Here is a 15,581-nt window from a genome sequence, read left to right on the forward strand (position 1 = left end):
GTGGAGGTGGCCTATGCCTTTTAAACCCTTGATCTCCGCTGGCGTTGAAAACGTGCTTAATACGTTTCTCTATCGCTCACCTGCGCTGAAGACGGCGCGTCAGCGCCTGAACGGTAAAGTGTTGCGCGTAGTCGTAAAAGAGTTCTCAACGCCGTTGGTACTGGTCTTCAGCGAACGTCAGCTTGATGTGCTGGGGGAATGGGAAGGCGAGGCCGACTGCTCTGTCATTACCCATATGCGCGTACTACCTAAATTGCGCGATCGTCAACAGCTTACGGCACTCATCCGTAGCGGTGAGCTGGAAGTTGAAGGCGATCTCCAGGTGGTACAAAACTTTGTCGCTTTAGCCGATCTGGCTGAGTTCGATCCGGCAGAGTTGCTGGCACCTTATACCGGCGATATCGCCGCAGAGGGGATCAGCAATGTTTTGCGCGGCGGACTCTCTTTTCTGAGCAAAGGTGTAAAACGCCAGCAACGTTATGTTGCCGACGTCCTCACCGAAGAGTGGCGTATGGCCCCTGGCCCGCTTGAAATGGCGTGGTTCGCTGAAGAGACGGCTGCGGTGGATCGTACGATAGATGCACTGGCTAAACGGATTGAAAACCTGGAGGGCAAATGACGCCTGGTGAAATGCGGCGCCTCTACTTTATCATCCGCACCTTTTTGAGTTATGGGCTGGATGAGTTAATCCCTCGTATCCGACTTACACTGCCGCTGCGCTTTGGGCGCCGCACCCTCTTCTGGATGCCAAATCGCCATAAAGATCGCCAGCTTGGCGAGCGCCTGCGCCTGGCATTACAGGAGCTTGGCCCGGTGTGGATCAAGTTCGGTCAGATGCTGTCAACCCGCCGCGACCTTTTCCCGCCGCAGATTGCCGATCAGTTAGCGTTGCTGCAGGACAAAGTAGCGCCCTTTGACGGCAAGCTGGCAAAGCAGCAGATTGAAAAAGCGATGGGCGACATGCCGGTTGAAAGCTGGTTCGACGACTTCGATATCCAGCCGCTGGCCTCGGCTTCCATTGCCCAGGTTCATACTGCGCGTCTCAAGTCGAACGGCAAAGAAGTGGTCATTAAGGTTATCCGCCCGGATATCCTGCCGGTGATCAAAGCGGACATGAAACTGATTTACCGCCTGGCCCGCTGGGTGCCGCGACTGCTGCCCGATGGCCGCCGTTTGCGACCGCTGGAAGTGGTACGCGAGTATGAAAAAACGCTGATTGATGAACTGAATCTGCTGCGCGAGTCCGCGAACGCCATTCAGCTGCGCCGCAACTTCGAAAATAGCCCGATGCTATACGTGCCGGAAGTCTATTCAGACTATTGCAGCCAGAACATGATGGTGATGGAGCGTATCTACGGTATTCCGGTATCGGATGTTGCTACCCTGGAAGCGCAGGGCACCAATATGAAACTGCTGGCTGAACGTGGCGTGCAGGTCTTCTTTACCCAGGTGTTCCGTGACAGCTTCTTCCACGCCGATATGCACCCGGGCAATATTTTCGTCAGCTACGAACACCCGGAAGATCCTCAATACATCGGTATCGACTGCGGCATCGTCGGCTCACTGAACAAAGAAGACAAACGATACCTGGCAGAGAACTTTATCGCCTTCTTCAATCGTGATTATCGCAAAGTAGCCGAACTGCACGTCGATTCCGGCTGGGTTCCGCCGGATACCAACGTTGAAGAGTTTGAATTCGCTATCCGAACCGTCTGCGAGCCTATCTTCGAGAAGCCGCTAGCAGATATTTCGTTCGGGCATGTCTTACTGAATCTGTTTAACACCGCGCGACGCTTCAACATGGAAGTGCAGCCGCAGTTAGTTTTACTGCAAAAAACATTACTTTACGTTGAGGGCGTAGGTCGCCAGCTCTATCCTCAGTTAGACTTGTGGAAGACGGCAAAACCGTTCCTTGAATCCTGGATTAAAGATCAGGTTGGTTTGCCTGCGCTGACGCGGTCGTTAAAAGAGAAAGCCCCGTTCTGGATCGAAAAAATGCCCGAAATTCCGGAACTGGTGTACGACACTTTGCGTCAGAGCAAGAACTTGCAACACAGCGTGGATAAAATCGCCCGCGAGCTTCAAACAAATCACGTTCGCCAGGGCCAGTCGCGCTATCTGTTCGGTATCGGTGCAACGCTGCTTTTAAGCGGCACGCTACTGCTGATCAATCGCCCTGACTGGGAGATGGCACCCGCCTGGCTGATGGCCGCAGGACTGGTGGTCTGGCTGGCAGGTTGGCGCAAAACCCGCTGATTTGCTGAGCGGCATCACGTATACTGCGCGAGTAATCGTTAATGAATTTCAACTGAGGAAGATGTATGGGTGGTATCAGTATCTGGCAATTGTTGATTATTGCCGTCATCGTTGTGCTGCTGTTTGGTACGAAAAAACTCGGTTCTATCGGTTCCGATCTGGGTGCATCGATTAAAGGCTTTAAAAAAGCCATCAGTGATGACGAAGACAAGCAGGATAAAAACAGCCAGGACGCTGAATTCCCTGCTAAAACCCTCGCTGAAAAGCAGGCCGATGCTAAAAAGGAAGAGATTAAACGCCACGATAATGAGCAGGTGTAATTCGTGTTCGATATTGGTTTTGGTGAACTGATACTGGTCTTCGTGATTGGCCTCATTGTGCTGGGGCCACAGCGTTTACCGGTGGCAGTGAAAACTGTGGCTGGCTGGGTGCGCGCCCTGCGCTCGCTGGCAACCACGGTACAGAACGAACTGGCGCAAGAGCTAAAGCTGCAGGAGTTTCAGGACAGCCTGAAAAAGGTTGAGAAGGCGAGCATGCAGAACCTGACGCCGGAACTGAAAGCCTCAATGGATGAACTGCGTGAAGCGGCAGAGTCCATGAAACGCTCTTATAGCGTCAACGATCCGGAAAAAGCGAGCGACGAAGCCAACACCATTCATAACCCGGTGGTGAAAGATAACGAAGCGCAGCATGAAGGCGTCACGCCTGCCAGCGCTGAGCATCAGGCCAGCGCGCCCGTGCAGACGCCGGTTGAGCCGGCCAGCAAAAAAGCTGAGCAGACGGCGGCTTCTACCTCCCGGGCTGCAGATGTCGTCGCTGAACCCTCCACCCCCCCGTCGAGTGATAAACCTTAAACATGGCCGTAGATGAAACTCAACCGCTGATTACGCACCTGATCGAACTGCGTAAACGCCTGCTGAACTGCATCATCGCGGTTTGCCTTATTTTCTTAGGACTGGTCTATTTCGCCAACGACATCTATCAGGTGGTCTCCTCGCCGCTGATTAAGCAGATGCCGCTGGGGGCGACGATGATTGCCACCGACGTGGCCTCGCCTTTCTTTACGCCGATTAAACTCACTTTCTGGGTGTCGCTGATTGCCTCGGCGCCAGTGATTTTGTACCAGGTCTGGGCCTTCGTGGCGCCCGCGCTTTATAAGCACGAACGCCGCCTGGTGATCCCGCTGCTGGTCTCCAGCTCGCTGCTGTTTTATATCGGCATGGCCTTCGCGTACTTTGTGGTCTTCCCGCTGGCGTTTGGGTTCTTAACGCATACCGCGCCGGAAGGGGTTCAGGTCTCAACCGACATCGCCAGCTATCTCAGTTTTGTGATGGCGCTCTTTATGGCGTTCGGCGTGGCCTTTGAGGTGCCGGTGGCTATCGTGCTGCTTTGCTGGATGGGGGTCACAACCCCGGACGACCTGCGTAAAAAGCGCCCGTACATTTTGGTAGGCGCATTTGTGGTGGGCATGCTGCTGACCCCGCCGGATGTGTTCTCGCAGACGCTGCTGGCGATACCGATGTATTGCCTGTTTGAGGTCGGCGTCTTCTTCTCTCGCTTCTACGTTGGCAAAGGCCGACAGCGAATGGAAGACGAGGAAAACGCAAAAACCACCGAAGAGTAAAACCAACCGCCCGCCAGGGCGGTTGTCATATGGGAGCGAGTATGTTCGATATCGGTCTGAATCTGACCAGTTCACAATTTGCGAAAGATCGCGACGAGGTGGTGGCGCGCGCCTTTTCCGCCGGGGTAAATGGCCTACTTCTGACGGGCACTAATCTGCACGAAAGTGAGCAGGCACAACAGCTGTCGACCCGCTACCCGCACTGCTGGTCAACCGCCGGTGTACATCCGCACGACAGCAGCAGCTGGACGCTACAGAGCACTGAAACCCTGCGTACCCTCGCGCGTACGGAGCAGGTGGTCGCGATCGGCGAATGTGGTCTCGATTTTAACCGTAATTTCTCTACCCCTGCCGAACAAGAGCATGCGTTTACGGCACAGCTGGCGCTGGCGGCTGAGCTGGGCATGCCGGTCTTTATGCACTGCCGTGATGCGCATGCGCGTTTCCTCGAGTTGCTGACCCCCTGGCTGGATAAACTCCCGGGTGCGGTGCTGCACTGTTTTACCGGGTCGCGTCAGGAAGCCGCTGAGTGTCTGGACAGAGGGCTCTACCTGGGTATTACGGGCTGGGTGTGCGATGAGCGGCGTGGTCTTGCGCTACGGGAGTTATTGCCGATGATCCCGGCGGAGCGTTTGCTGGTCGAAACAGATGCCCCCTACCTGCTGCCGCGCGACATGACGCCTAAGCCGGCCTCACGGCGTAATGAACCGGCATGGCTGGGGCATATTGTTGAGCGGATCGCGCACTGGCGGGGCGAGGATGCCGCGTGGCTGGCGGCGCAAACGGATGAAAACGTTCGCCGTCTGTTTAACCTGCGGTTTTAAACTTTACGGAATGCGGTGTTTTTTACGCTCTGCAAGACCTGTTTATTCAGCAAGTTGAGTAGCAACATCGAACGCGCTTCGCCGTCAGGCTCTGAGAAGATGGCAACCAGCCCTTCGAAGGCGCCTTCGGTGATCACCACGCTATCGCCCGAATAAGGGGTCTCGGGGTCGGTGATACCTTCTGGCTTATACACCGAGAGCTGATGAATCACGGAGTCGGGAACCACCGCGGGGCGCGCGCCAAAACGCACAAAGTGGCTGACGCCACGCGTGGCGTTAATGGTGGTGGTGTGAATCACTTCCGGATCAAACTCAACAAACAGATAGTTAGGAAACAGCGGTTCGCTCACCATCGTGCGTTTGCCGCGCTGCATCTTTTCAAGCGTGATCACAGGCGTCAGGCAGTTGACTGACTGACGTTCAAGATGTTCCTGCGCGCGCTGAAGCTGGCCGCGCTTGCAATACAGTAAATACCAGGCCTGCATAATCACTCTTTCCCTTAATTCCGGGCGCAAGCATATCAAAACCCTGGCGGGATCGCTAAGTTGATTATAATGGTCGGGTTGGCTGCTGAAGGTGAAACTTCACGCTAATTTAACAAAAATACAGCATCATGCGGTCTTACGCCGTATAATGAAGCGCTTACCGAGAGGCCAAGATTAACTGCATGAAATACAACGATCTACGCGACTTCCTGGCGCTGCTGGAAAAGCAGGGCGAACTCAAACGTATTACGCTTCCTGTTGATCCGTATCTGGAAATGACAGAAATTGCCGACCGCACCCTGCGTGCTGGTGGCCCGGCGCTATTGTTCGAAAACCCGAAAGGCTATGACATGCCGGTGCTGTGTAACCTTTTTGGTACGCCAAAGCGCGTGGCGATGGGCATGGGGCAAGAGGATGTCAGCGCGTTGCGTGAAGTGGGTAAATTGCTGGCCTTCTTAAAAGAGCCAGAGCCGCCGAAAGGTTTTCGCGACCTTTTCGACAAGCTGCCGCAGTTTAAGCAAGTATTAAACATGCCAACCAAACGGCTGCGTGGCGCCCCCTGCCAGCAGAAAGTCCTCGAAGGCGATGCGGTTGACCTGACGCGTATTCCTATCATGCAGTGCTGGCCAGAAGATGCCGCTCCGCTGATCACCTGGGGTCTGACGGTTTCTCGCGGCCCGCATAAAGAACGCCAGAATCTGGGGATTTATCGCCAGCAGTTAATCGGTAAAAATAAACTCATTATGCGCTGGCTGTCGCATCGCGGCGGCGCGCTGGATTTCCAGGAGTGGTGCGAGGCCCATCCGGGTGAACGATTCCCGGTCTCGGTGGCGCTGGGTGCAGATCCAGCTACCATTCTCGGTGCGGTGACGCCGGTTCCTGATACGTTATCTGAATATGCGTTTGCGGGCCTGTTGCGCGGTACCAAAACCGAAGTGGTAAAGTGTATTTCCAACGATCTCGAAGTCCCCGCCAGCGCTGAAATTGTGCTGGAAGGTTACATCGAGCCGGGGGAGATGGCCCCTGAAGGGCCCTACGGCGACCATACGGGTTATTACAACGAAATCGATCATTTCCCGGTATTTACCGTTACGCACATTACCCAGCGTGAAGATGCGATTTATCACTCGACCTATACCGGCCGCCCACCGGATGAACCGGCGGTACTGGGAGTGGCATTAAACGAAGTCTTTGTGCCGATCCTGCAAAAGCAGTTCCCGGAAATTGTCGATTTTTATCTACCGCCTGAAGGCTGCTCGTATCGCCTGGCCGTAGTAACCATTAAGAAGCAGTATGCGGGTCACGCTAAACGGGTGATGATGGGCGTATGGTCTTTCCTGCGCCAGTTTATGTATACCAAGTTTGTGATCGTCTGCGATGATGACGTCAACGCCCGCGACTGGAATGACGTGATCTGGGCCATTACGACCCGTATGGATCCGGCGCGCGATACCGTGTTAGTGGAAAACACGCCAATTGATTACCTGGACTTTGCCTCGCCGGTTTCCGGCCTTGGCTCAAAAATGGGACTGGATGCCACAAATAAATGGCCCGGCGAAACCCAGCGTGAATGGGGTCGACCGATTAAAAAGGATCCTGAGGTGACTGCGCGAATCGACGCGATCTGGGATGAACTGGCCATAATGAATAACGGTTCCCACGAATCCGACCGTTAAGCCCTATAGACTTCCCGACAGAGAGAGCGAATGACAATCTTAAGCTGTAAAGTGAACTCGGTAGACGCGATAACCGACACTGTATATCGCGTCCGTTTAGTACCAGAAGCGCCTTTCTCGTTCCGCGCTGGCCAGTATTTGATGGTCGTGATGGATGAGCGGGATAAGCGCCCCTTCTCAATGGCCTCGACGCCAGCTGAGCAGGAGTTTATCGAGCTGCACATCGGCGCGTCTGAGCTCAATCTGTATGCGATGGCCGTCATGGATCGCATTCTGAAAGAGAGCGAGATTGAGATTGATATTCCTCACGGTGAAGCTTGGCTGCGTGATGACGAAGAGCGTCCGCTGATTCTGATTGCCGGCGGCACCGGTTTCTCTTACGTGCGCTCTATTCTGCTGACGGCGTTAGCGCGTAACCCTGACCGCGACATCACCATCTACTGGGGCGGCCGCGAAGAAAAACATCTGTACGATCTCTCCGAGCTGGAAGCGTTAAGCGTTAATCACCCAGGCCTTCGCGTTGAGCCCGTAGTCGAGCAGCCGGAAGAGGGCTGGCGGGGTCGTAACGGCACCGTACTGACCGCCGTGCTGCAGGATTACACCACGCTTGCGGAGCATGATATCTATATTGCTGGCCGTTTCGAGATGGCGAAGATTGCCCGTGACCTGTTCTGTAATGAGCGCGGTGCGCGTGAAGATCGCCTGTTCGGCGATGCCTTTGCGTTTATCTAAATAAAAAAACCCGCCCCTGACAGGCGGGAAAACGGCAACTAAATCTTGCCCCCTCATCATTCACGCTGCCTTTTTGTTGGCTATCTTCGCTTACCCCGGTCATAGTGTTAACGAGATGACCGGGGATTCGCTCCGTTGCCGCCGTGATGCAGCGCGAATGATGCAGGGGAATTATTTTCTGCTTACACCCTCTCAAACACCGTTGCGATCCCCTGACCTAAGCCGATACACATGGTAGCCAGACCAAACTGTGCATCTTTGCGTTCCATCAGGTTCAACAGCGTGGTGCTGATACGGGCGCCGGAACAACCCAGCGGGTGACCGAGCGCGATCGCGCCGCCATTGAGGTTGATCTTCTCGTCAATCTGCTCCATCAACCCCAGATCTTTAATGCACGGCAGGATCTGTGCGGCGAAGGCTTCGTTCATCTCAAACAGGTCAATATCGCTGGCCGACAACCCGGCTTTTTTCAACGCCAGTTTTGAGGCCGGTACCGGGCCGTAACCCATAATTGACGGGTCGCAACCTACCACCGCCATTGAGCGGATACGTGCGCGGGGTTTCAGGCCCAGTTCGCGGGCGCGGCTTTCGCTCATCACCAGCATGGCGGCGGCGCCGTCAGAGAGGGCGGAGGAGGTGCCGGCCGTCACGGTACCTGTCACCGGGTCAAACGCCGGACGCAGCGTGGAAAGTGCCTCAACGGTGGTTTCGGGGCGGATCACTTCATCGTGGAAAAACTGTTTTAGCACGCCGTCGGCATCGTGACCGCCTGTTGGCACAATCTCGTTCTTGAATGCGCCGGATTGCGTCGCAGCCCAGGCGCGGGCGTGGGAGCGTGCGGCGAAGGTATCCTGCATTTCCCGACTAATGCCATGAAGGCGCGCCAGCATTTCGGCCGTCAGGCCCATCATGCCCGCCGCTTTTGCCACGTTACGACTCATGCCGGGGTGGAAATCAACGCCGTGGCTCATCGGCACGTGGCCCATGTGTTCTACGCCGCCAATCATGCACGCCTGGGCATCGCCAGTCATAATCATGCGTGCCGCGTCATGCAGGGCCTGCATTGACGAGCCACACAGGCGGTTTACGGTTACCGCCGGTACGGAGTGGGGAATTTCGGCCAGCAGAGCGGCGTTACGCGCAATATTAAAACCCTGCTCCAGCGTCTGCTGCACACAGCCCCAGTAAATATCGTCGAGGGAGGCGGCTTCCAGCGCCGGGTTGCGTGCCAGCAGGCTACGCATCAGATGCGCGGAGAGATCTTCCGCGCGCACGTTACGAAATGCACCGCCTTTCGAACGGCCCATCGGGGTACGGACTGCATCGACAATGACAACCTGTTCCATTGTGACTCCTTAAGCCGTTTTCAGTTCGCCAACCGGACGGGCAGGCTCAACCGGGGGATAGTAGGGTTCGTTATGGCGTGCTTTGGTGCGTAGACCTTCCGGCACCTCATACAGCGCACCGAGGTGCTGATACTGCTGCGCCATATCGAGATATTTCGCGCTACCAATGGTATCTAGCCAGCGGAATGCCCCGCCGTGGAAGGGAGGGAAGCCCAGGCCATAGACCAGCGCCATATCTGCCTCTGCCGGGCTGGCGATGATGCCCTCTTCGAGGCAGCGCACCACTTCGTTGACCATCGGGATCATCATTCGCGCGATAATCTCTTCATCGCTAAAATCACGCTTCGGCTGGCTAACATCAGCCAGCAGGCTATCTACAGCGGCATCTTCTTCTTTCTTCGGTTTGCCCTTGCTGTCTTCTTTATAGCGCCAGAAGCCCAGTCCGTTTTTCTGACCAAAGCGATTGGCATCAAACAGCGCGTCAATCGCGTCGCGGTAATCTTTCTGCATACGTTGCGGGAAGCCCGCTGCCATCACGGCCTGCGCATGATGCGCGGTATCGATGCCCACCACGTCTAGCAGGTAAGCCGGGCCCATAGGCCAGCCAAACTGTTTTTCCATGACTTTATCGACCTTGCGGAAATCCGCACCGTCGCGCAGCAGCTGACTAAAACCGGCAAAGTAAGGGAACAGAACGCGGTTCACAAAGAAGCCAGGGCAGTCATTCACCACGATCGGGGTTTTGCCCATTTTGCTGGCCCAGGCCACCACTTTGGCGATGGTCTCGTCAGAGGTCTTCTCCCCGCGAATCACTTCGACCAGCGGCATGCGGTGCACCGGGTTAAAGAAGTGCATCCCACAGAAATTCTCCGGGCGCTTCAGCACGCTGGCCAGTTCACTAATGGGGATCGTCGAGGTATTGGAGGCCAACACGGTATCCGGGCGAACTTTCTCTTCGGTTTCGGCCAGCACCGCTTTTTTGACTTTCGGGTTTTCGACGACCGCTTCAACGACCACGTCTACACGGTCGAAGCCGCTATATTCCAGCGTGGGATGGATGGTTGAAATTACGCCGGAGAGTTTTAGCCCGTCGATTTTGCCGCGCTCGAGTTGTTTATTCAGTAACTTGGCGGCTTCGGTCATCCCCAGCGTCAGGGATTTATCATTAATGTCTTTCATTACTACCGGTACGCCTTTCCAGGCGGACTGATAAGCGATGCCACCGCCCATAATGCCTGCGCCGAGTACCGCTGCCTGTTTTGGCGTCTCAACGTGTTTGGTCAGCTGTTTAGCCTTGCCTTTAACGAACTGATCGTTGAGGAAAATCCCGACCAGCGCACGGGCTTCATGGGTATGCGCCAGCGGCACAAAGCTCTGGTTTTCCAGCTTCAGGGCCTCTTCACGGCCCAGGCGTGCAGCGGACTCGATGGTTTTCACGGCGGTAATGGGAGCCGGATAGTGCTTGCCCGCCGTCTGCATTACCATCCCTTTGGCGATAGTGAAGCTCATGGTGGCTTCGATTTTGCTGAGTTTTAACGGCTCCAGTTTCGGCTGGCGTTTGGCTCGCCAGTCAAGGTCGCCCTTGATGGCCTGACGCAGGATGCTAATCGCCCCCTCGCGCAATTTTTCGGGTTTTACCACGCCGTCAACCAGGCCAATTTTCTGCGCCTGATCGGCACTGACGTCTTTACCGGCAGCGATAATTTCCAGGGCGCTATCGGCACCCAGCAGACGCGGTAAACGTACCGAACCGCCAAAGCCCGGCATGATCCCCAGTTTGGTTTCCGGCAGGCCAATGCGCAGGTCGGGTGTCGCCAGGCGATAATCGGTTGCCAGCACGCATTCGCAGCCGCCGCCCAGCGCATAGCCATTGATGGCCGAAATCGTGGGGACAGGCAGATCTTCCAGACGGTTAAAGACGCTGTTGGCAAAATGCAGCCACTGACTCAGCTGCTCTTGCGGCACCTGAAACAAGGAGAGAAATTCGGTGATATCTGCGCCGACAATAAACGCGGCCTTTTCAGAACGCAGCAGCAGACCTTTTAAATCGGTTTGTTTTTCCAGCACGTCCAGCGCGCGGCCCAGACTGGCTACCGTTGCGGTATCGAGCTTATTCACTGAGCCGGGGGCGTCGAACACCAGTTCGGCAATGCCATCATCCAGCCAGTTTACGTACAGGGTATCGCCTTTGTAGAGCATGTCGGTCTCCTGAATCCACCAAGGGGATCTGGTCATACCAGATGAAGCGGAGTGTGGGATTTGTGTTAATAAAATGCAAATTAGTCATTAAATAATTGTAGGTTCGATCACGCTCAGCGGAGATCACTCCGCCATCCAGAGGTGTGCTAAGATGCGAGAACATGGGTCAAAAAAACGAAAGGATGAATGATGGATTCACTGGCCACGCTGTATAAAAATCATATCGAAACCCTACAGGAACGTACCCGCGACGTACTGGCTCGTTTTAAGCTGGATGCACTGCTCATCCACTCTGGCGAGCTGATCAATGTCTTTCTCGACGACCACGCTTACCCGTTCAAGGTTAACCCGCAGTTTAAAGCCTGGGTGCCGGTAACTCAGGTTCCAAATTGCTGGCTATTGGTCGATGGCGTCAACAAACCGAAACTGTGGTTCTACCTGCCGGTTGATTACTGGCACAACGTAGAGCCGCTGCCCACCTCCTTCTGGACTGAAGAGGTCGAGGTGATCGCGCTGCCGAAAGCGGACGGCATTGGCAGCCAGTTACCTGCAGGACGTGGCAATATTGCTTATATCGGCCCGGTGGCTGAACGCGCGCTGGGACTGGATATCGCAGCAGACAAGATCAACCCGAAAGGGGTGCTGGATTACCTGCATTATTACCGCTCATATAAAACTGACTATGAGCTGGCCTGCATGCGTGAAGCGCAGAAAACAGCGGTTAATGGCCATCGCGCGGCGCACGAAGCCTTCCTTTCCGGTATGAGCGAGTTTGATATCAACCTGGCTTACCTTACGGCTACTGGCCACCGTGATATCGATGTGCCTTACAGCAACATCGTGGCGCTTAACGAACATGCCTCTGTGCTGCACTACACCAAACTGGATCACCGCGCGCCGTCTGAAATCCGCAGCTTCCTGCTGGATGCCGGAGCAGAATATAACGGTTACGCCGCGGACCTCACCCGTACGTGGGCCGCGAACGGTGATACCGACTTTGCGCAGCTGATTAAAGACGTTAACGATGAGCAACTGGCGTTGATCGGCACGATGAAAGCGGGCGTTAATTACGTGGACATTCACATCCAGTTCCATCAACGCATTGCGAAGTTACTGCGTAAACATCAGATTGTGAATGACATCAGCGAAGAGGCAATGGTTGAAAACGACCTCACCGGGCCATTTATGCCGCACGGCATCGGCCACCCGCTGGGTCTGCAGGTCCATGATGTTGCTGGCTTTATGCAGGATGACACCGGTACCCATCTGGCTGCGCCATCGAAATATCCTTACCTGCGCTGCACCCGAATTATGCAGCCGCGCATGGTGTTAACCATCGAGCCGGGTATCTACTTTATTGATTCGCTGCTGGCGCCATGGCGTGAAGGGCAGTTCAGCAAGCATTTCAACTGGCAGAAAATCGAAGCGCTGAAGCCGTTTGGCGGTATTCGTATCGAAGATAACGTGGTGATCCACGAAAACGGTACCGAAAACATGACGCGAGATCTGAAGCTGGCGTGATGGAGAGCTGGCTGATACCGGCGTCGCCGGTCACCTTCGTAGAAGAGAACAAAAAAAGCCGTTTCATTACGCTGTTGGCCCATACCAATGGCGTAGAGGCGGCAAAAGCCTTTGTTGAGTCGGTCAGAGCTGAGCATCCCGACGCGCGTCACCACTGTGTGGCATGGGTTGCGGGGCCGCCAGACGACTCGCAGCAGTTGGGGTTCTCTGATGATGGTGAACCGGCAGGGACAGCCGGCAAACCGATGCTCTCGCAGTTGATGGGCAGCGGCATCGGCGAAATCACCGCCGTCGTGGTGCGTTACTACGGCGGCGTGCTTTTAGGTACCGGTGGTCTGGTTAAAGCCTACGGGGGTGGCGTGCAGCAAGCGCTGAATCAACTCGCAACGACCCGCAAAACGCCGCTGACCGAATATACTTTATTGTGTGATTACGCCCAGCTGTCCGGCATCGAATCGCTGCTGAGGCTCTCTCAGGGCATCATAGTGCAGAGTGAATACCAGGCGACAGTACAGTTGCGTGTAGCGCTTCCTCAGGCGGAACTGGCGACATTTTCAGCAAAGCTGGCTGATTTTAGTCGTGGTTCGTTGCAATTACTGCCGATTGAAGAATAATCCCCACCTTACTTATTGAATACCTAAGGAAGCGGCAGAAATGCATTTTCGCGCCATAACCCGAATCGTTGGATTGCTGGTCATACTCTTTTCCGGGACGATGATCCTGCCCGGACTGGTGGCGCTTATCTACCGGGATGGTGCAGGCCGCGCCTTTACCCAGACCTTTTTTGCCGCGCTGGTGATTGGCTCCGTTCTCTGGTGGCCGAACCGTCGTGAAAAAGGTGAACTGAAATCCCGTGAAGGGTTCCTGATAGTGGTGCTGTTCTGGACCGTGCTGGGTAGCGTAGGTGCGCTGCCCTTTATCTTTTCTGAACAGCCGAACCTCACCATTACCGATGCGTTCTTTGAATCTTTCTCCGGGTTGACCACCACCGGTGCCACCACGCTGGTAGGGCTGGACTCTTTACCCCATGCCATCCTCTTCTATCGCCAGATGCTGCAATGGTTCGGCGGGATGGGAATCATCGTGTTAGCGGTAGCAATACTGCCTATCCTGGGCGTGGGGGGGATGCAGCTTTACCGGGCAGAGATGCCCGGCCCGCTGAAAGATAATAAGATGCGCCCGCGTATTGCCGAAACGGCAAAAACCCTGTGGCTTATCTACGTTTTACTGACTGTTGCCTGCGCGCTGGCCTTGTGGTTTGCCGGCATGCCCGCGTTTGATGCCATTGGCCACAGCTTTGCGACTATCGCCATTGGTGGCTTCTCTACGCATGACGCCAGCGTCGGCTATTTCGATAGCCCGACTATCAACACGATTATCGCTATCTTCCTGCTGATCTCCGGCTGTAACTATGGCCTGCACTTCTCTTTACTGAGCGGACGCAGTCTGAAGGTCTACTGGCGTGACCCGGAATTTCGCATGTTTATTGGCGTGCAACTGACGCTGGTGGCGATCTGCACCTCGGTATTGTGGCTGCACAACGTTTATAACTCGGCGCTAACGACGCTTAACCAGGCATTCTTCCAGGTGGTGTCGATGGCGACCACGGCCGGGTTCACCACCGACAGCATTGCACGCTGGCCACTATTCTTGCCGGTGCTGCTGCTCTGTTCTGCCTTTATCGGTGGCTGCGCCGGATCAACGGGGGGCGGCCTGAAAGTGATCCGCATTCTTTTGCTGTTCAAGCAGGGGAACCGTGAACTGAAGCGCCTGGTCCACCCGAACGCGGTTTACAGCATCAAGCTCGGTAACCGCGCGCTGCCAGAGCGTATCCTCGAAGCGGTGTGGGGCTTCTTCTCTGCCTATGCGCTGGTCTTTATTGTCAGCATGCTGGCCATTATCGCCACCGGCGTGGATGACTTCTCGGCGTTTGCCTCCGTGGTGGCAACGCTGAATAACCTGGGACCAGGACTCGGCGTCGTGGCAGATAACTTTGCCAGCATGAATCCGGTGGCGAAGTGGATCCTGATTGCCAACATGTTGTTTGGTCGTCTTGAAGTCTTTACGCTGTTGGTGCTATTTACCCCAACCTTCTGGCGCGAGTAAGGGAGCCATTTTTTGAAAACGTTAATTCTTTTCTCTACCCGTGATGGTCAGACGCGCGAGATTGCGCATTATCTGGCTTCAGAATTACAAGAGCAGGGCGTGGATGCTGACGTGGTGAATCTCAACCGAACCCAGGAGATTACCTGGCAGGCGTATGACCGCGTGGTTATCGGAGCGTCTATCCGCTACGGGCACTTCCACCCGGCACTCGATCGCTTTGTGAAAAAGCACGCGGCGACGTTAAGCAGTATGCCTGGTGCGTTCTATTCCGTGAATCTTGTGGCCCGCAAGCCTGAGAAGCGTACGCCACAAACGAATAGCTATACACGTAAGTTCCTGCTGAACTCTCCCTGGCAGCCGCAGCTGTGTGCTGTCTTTGCCGGGGCCTTGCGTTACCCGCGCTATCGCTGGTACGACCGTTTTATGATTCGTCTTATTATGAAGATGACTGGCGGTGAAACGGATACGCGTAAAGAGGTGGTGTATACCGACTGGCAGCAAGTGACCGGTTTTGCCCGCGAAATTGCCCAATTAAACGGCAATTAGTGGTTAAAATAAGCATTAAGAATGAAAAATGAGCGAACGAAAAGTTTTTTGTATTTTCTGCTTGTCACCGCCGAAGAACTCCCTATAATGCGCCTCCACTGACACGGAACAACGGCAAGCAAGCCGCCGGGTCAGAAGGGTTCTCCCGCTGAGGCGGTTGAAGAATCCCGGAGAAAAGCAAAAATAATTGCTTGACTCTGAAGCGGGAAAGCGTAATATGCACACCCCGCGCCGCAGCGAAAAACGAAGCGGCACTGCTCTTTAAC

The 15,581-nt window shown here is 55.1% G+C and carries 16 protein-coding genes; 12 read left to right on the forward strand and 4 right to left on the reverse strand.

Going from position 1 to position 15,581, the window contains the following annotated elements; genetic code table 11:
• Positions 1-13 precede the first annotated feature (13 nt).
• The 6 genes from ubiJ (at position 14) to tatD (ending at position 4,704) form a co-directional block, all read left to right on the forward strand.
• Positions 14-619, forward strand: a complete 606-nt coding sequence (gene ubiJ / locus B3511_RS00385) for a ubiquinone biosynthesis protein UbiJ (RefSeq protein ID WP_040078138.1) — start codon at positions 14-16, stop codon at positions 617-619.
• Positions 616-2,256, forward strand: coding sequence for a ubiquinone biosynthesis regulatory protein kinase UbiB (ubiB, locus tag B3511_RS00390; RefSeq protein ID WP_286758303.1), 1,641 nt, complete (start codon positions 616-618; stop codon positions 2,254-2,256). Before ubiJ ends, ubiB begins: the two co-directional genes overlap by 4 nt.
• A 65-nt stretch (positions 2,257-2,321) precedes the next feature.
• Positions 2,322-2,576, forward strand: coding sequence for a Sec-independent protein translocase subunit TatA (gene tatA, locus B3511_RS00395; protein ID WP_046886547.1), 255 nt, complete (start codon positions 2,322-2,324; stop codon positions 2,574-2,576).
• Positions 2,577-2,579: 3 nt separating this feature from the next.
• Complete coding sequence (gene tatB, locus B3511_RS00400) at positions 2,580-3,110, forward strand: Sec-independent protein translocase protein TatB (RefSeq protein ID WP_286758304.1); 531 nt, start codon at positions 2,580-2,582, stop codon at positions 3,108-3,110.
• Positions 3,111-3,112: 2 nt separating this feature from the next.
• Positions 3,113-3,880, forward strand: coding sequence for a Sec-independent protein translocase subunit TatC (gene tatC, locus B3511_RS00405; protein ID WP_046886549.1), 768 nt, complete (start codon positions 3,113-3,115; stop codon positions 3,878-3,880).
• Between the two features lie 41 nt (positions 3,881-3,921).
• Complete coding sequence (gene tatD, locus B3511_RS00410; protein ID WP_286758305.1) at positions 3,922-4,704, forward strand: 3'-5' ssDNA/RNA exonuclease TatD; 783 nt, start codon at positions 3,922-3,924, stop codon at positions 4,702-4,704.
• Here tatD and rfaH read toward each other — a convergent pair.
• Entirely contained in the window at positions 4,701-5,189 is a 489-nt protein-coding gene (gene rfaH / locus B3511_RS00415; RefSeq protein ID WP_040078144.1) for a transcription/translation regulatory transformer protein RfaH, read from the reverse strand. The genes tatD and rfaH overlap by 4 nt on opposite strands.
• A 173-nt stretch (positions 5,190-5,362) precedes the next feature.
• On the opposite strand from rfaH, the gene ubiD reads away from it, so the two are divergent.
• Positions 5,363-6,865: a 4-hydroxy-3-polyprenylbenzoate decarboxylase gene (gene ubiD, locus B3511_RS00420; protein ID WP_154298922.1), complete on the forward strand. Its 1,503-nt coding sequence runs from the start codon at positions 5,363-5,365 to the stop codon at positions 6,863-6,865.
• Positions 6,866-6,895: 30 nt separating this feature from the next.
• Positions 6,896-7,597 (forward strand): NAD(P)H-flavin reductase, encoded by a 702-nt coding sequence (gene fre / locus B3511_RS00425; RefSeq protein WP_046886552.1) that lies wholly within the window; start codon positions 6,896-6,898, stop codon positions 7,595-7,597.
• A 182-nt stretch (positions 7,598-7,779) separates the two neighbouring features.
• Here fre and fadA read toward each other — a convergent pair whose 3' ends face one another.
• Positions 7,780-8,943, reverse strand: coding sequence for an acetyl-CoA C-acyltransferase FadA (gene fadA / locus B3511_RS00430; RefSeq protein WP_040078148.1), 1,164 nt, complete (start codon positions 8,941-8,943; stop codon positions 7,780-7,782).
• Positions 8,944-8,952: 9 nt separating this feature from the next.
• Positions 8,953-11,142 carry a fatty acid oxidation complex subunit alpha FadB gene (gene fadB / locus B3511_RS00435; RefSeq protein ID WP_286758308.1) on the reverse strand — a complete coding sequence of 730 codons (2,190 nt, stop codon included), beginning with the start codon at positions 11,140-11,142 and terminating at the stop codon, positions 8,953-8,955.
• A 189-nt stretch (positions 11,143-11,331) separates the two neighbouring features.
• On the opposite strand from fadB, the gene pepQ reads away from it, so the two are divergent.
• Genes pepQ through hemG form a run of 4 tightly spaced genes read left to right on the forward strand, consistent with a single transcriptional unit; the run spans position 11,332 to position 15,315 of the window.
• On the forward strand, positions 11,332-12,663 hold the full coding sequence (pepQ, locus tag B3511_RS00440) for a Xaa-Pro dipeptidase (protein WP_046886554.1): 1,332 nt from the start codon (positions 11,332-11,334) through the stop codon (positions 12,661-12,663).
• Positions 12,663-13,277: an IMPACT family protein gene (locus B3511_RS00445; protein WP_286758324.1), complete on the forward strand. Its 615-nt coding sequence runs from the start codon at positions 12,663-12,665 to the stop codon at positions 13,275-13,277. The genes pepQ and B3511_RS00445 overlap by 1 nt, the downstream gene beginning before the upstream one ends.
• Before the next feature lie 40 nt (positions 13,278-13,317).
• The gene (gene trkH, locus B3511_RS00450) at positions 13,318-14,769 is read left to right on the forward strand and encodes a Trk system potassium transporter TrkH (RefSeq protein WP_046886556.1); all 1,452 of its coding nucleotides are present in this window, start codon (positions 13,318-13,320) and stop codon (positions 14,767-14,769) included.
• A gap of 12 nt (positions 14,770-14,781) precedes the next feature.
• On the forward strand, positions 14,782-15,315 hold the full coding sequence (gene hemG / locus B3511_RS00455; RefSeq protein ID WP_040078153.1) for a menaquinone-dependent protoporphyrinogen IX dehydrogenase: 534 nt from the start codon (positions 14,782-14,784) through the stop codon (positions 15,313-15,315).
• Positions 15,316-15,397: 82 nt separating this feature from the next.
• Here hemG and B3511_RS00460 read toward each other — a convergent pair.
• On the reverse strand, positions 15,398-15,581 hold a 184-nt coding region (locus B3511_RS00460; RefSeq protein ID WP_286758312.1), incomplete at its 5' end, for a hypothetical protein.

The organism is Leclercia sp. UBA1284 (assembly GCF_002308415.1).
Classification (GTDB): Bacteria; Pseudomonadota; Gammaproteobacteria; order Enterobacterales; family Enterobacteriaceae; genus Enterobacter; species Enterobacter pneumoniae.

Bases quoted from the DNA above. Each gene is read 5' to 3' on its own strand.
- ubiJ (WP_040078138.1), top strand. From the start codon at position 14: ATGCCTTTTAAACCCTTGATCTCCGCTGGCGTTGAAAACGTGCTTAAT.
- ubiB (WP_286758303.1), top strand. From the start codon at position 616: ATGACGCCTGGTGAAATGCGGCGCCTCTACTTTATCATCCGCACCTTT.
- tatA (WP_046886547.1), top strand. From the start codon at position 2,322: ATGGGTGGTATCAGTATCTGGCAATTGTTGATTATTGCCGTCATCGTT.
- tatC (WP_046886549.1), top strand. From the start codon at position 3,113: ATGGCCGTAGATGAAACTCAACCGCTGATTACGCACCTGATCGAACTG.
- tatD (WP_286758305.1), top strand. From the start codon at position 3,922: ATGTTCGATATCGGTCTGAATCTGACCAGTTCACAATTTGCGAAAGAT.
- rfaH (WP_040078144.1), bottom strand. From the start codon at position 5,189: ATGCAGGCCTGGTATTTACTGTATTGCAAGCGCGGCCAGCTTCAGCGC.
- fre (WP_046886552.1), top strand. From the start codon at position 6,896: ATGACAATCTTAAGCTGTAAAGTGAACTCGGTAGACGCGATAACCGAC.
- fadA (WP_040078148.1), bottom strand. From the start codon at position 8,943: ATGGAACAGGTTGTCATTGTCGATGCAGTCCGTACCCCGATGGGCCGT.
- fadB (WP_286758308.1), bottom strand. From the start codon at position 11,142: ATGCTCTACAAAGGCGATACCCTGTACGTAAACTGGCTGGATGATGGC.
- pepQ (WP_046886554.1), top strand. From the start codon at position 11,332: ATGGATTCACTGGCCACGCTGTATAAAAATCATATCGAAACCCTACAG.
- B3511_RS00445 (WP_286758324.1), top strand. From the start codon at position 12,663: ATGGAGAGCTGGCTGATACCGGCGTCGCCGGTCACCTTCGTAGAAGAG.
- trkH (WP_046886556.1), top strand. From the start codon at position 13,318: ATGCATTTTCGCGCCATAACCCGAATCGTTGGATTGCTGGTCATACTC.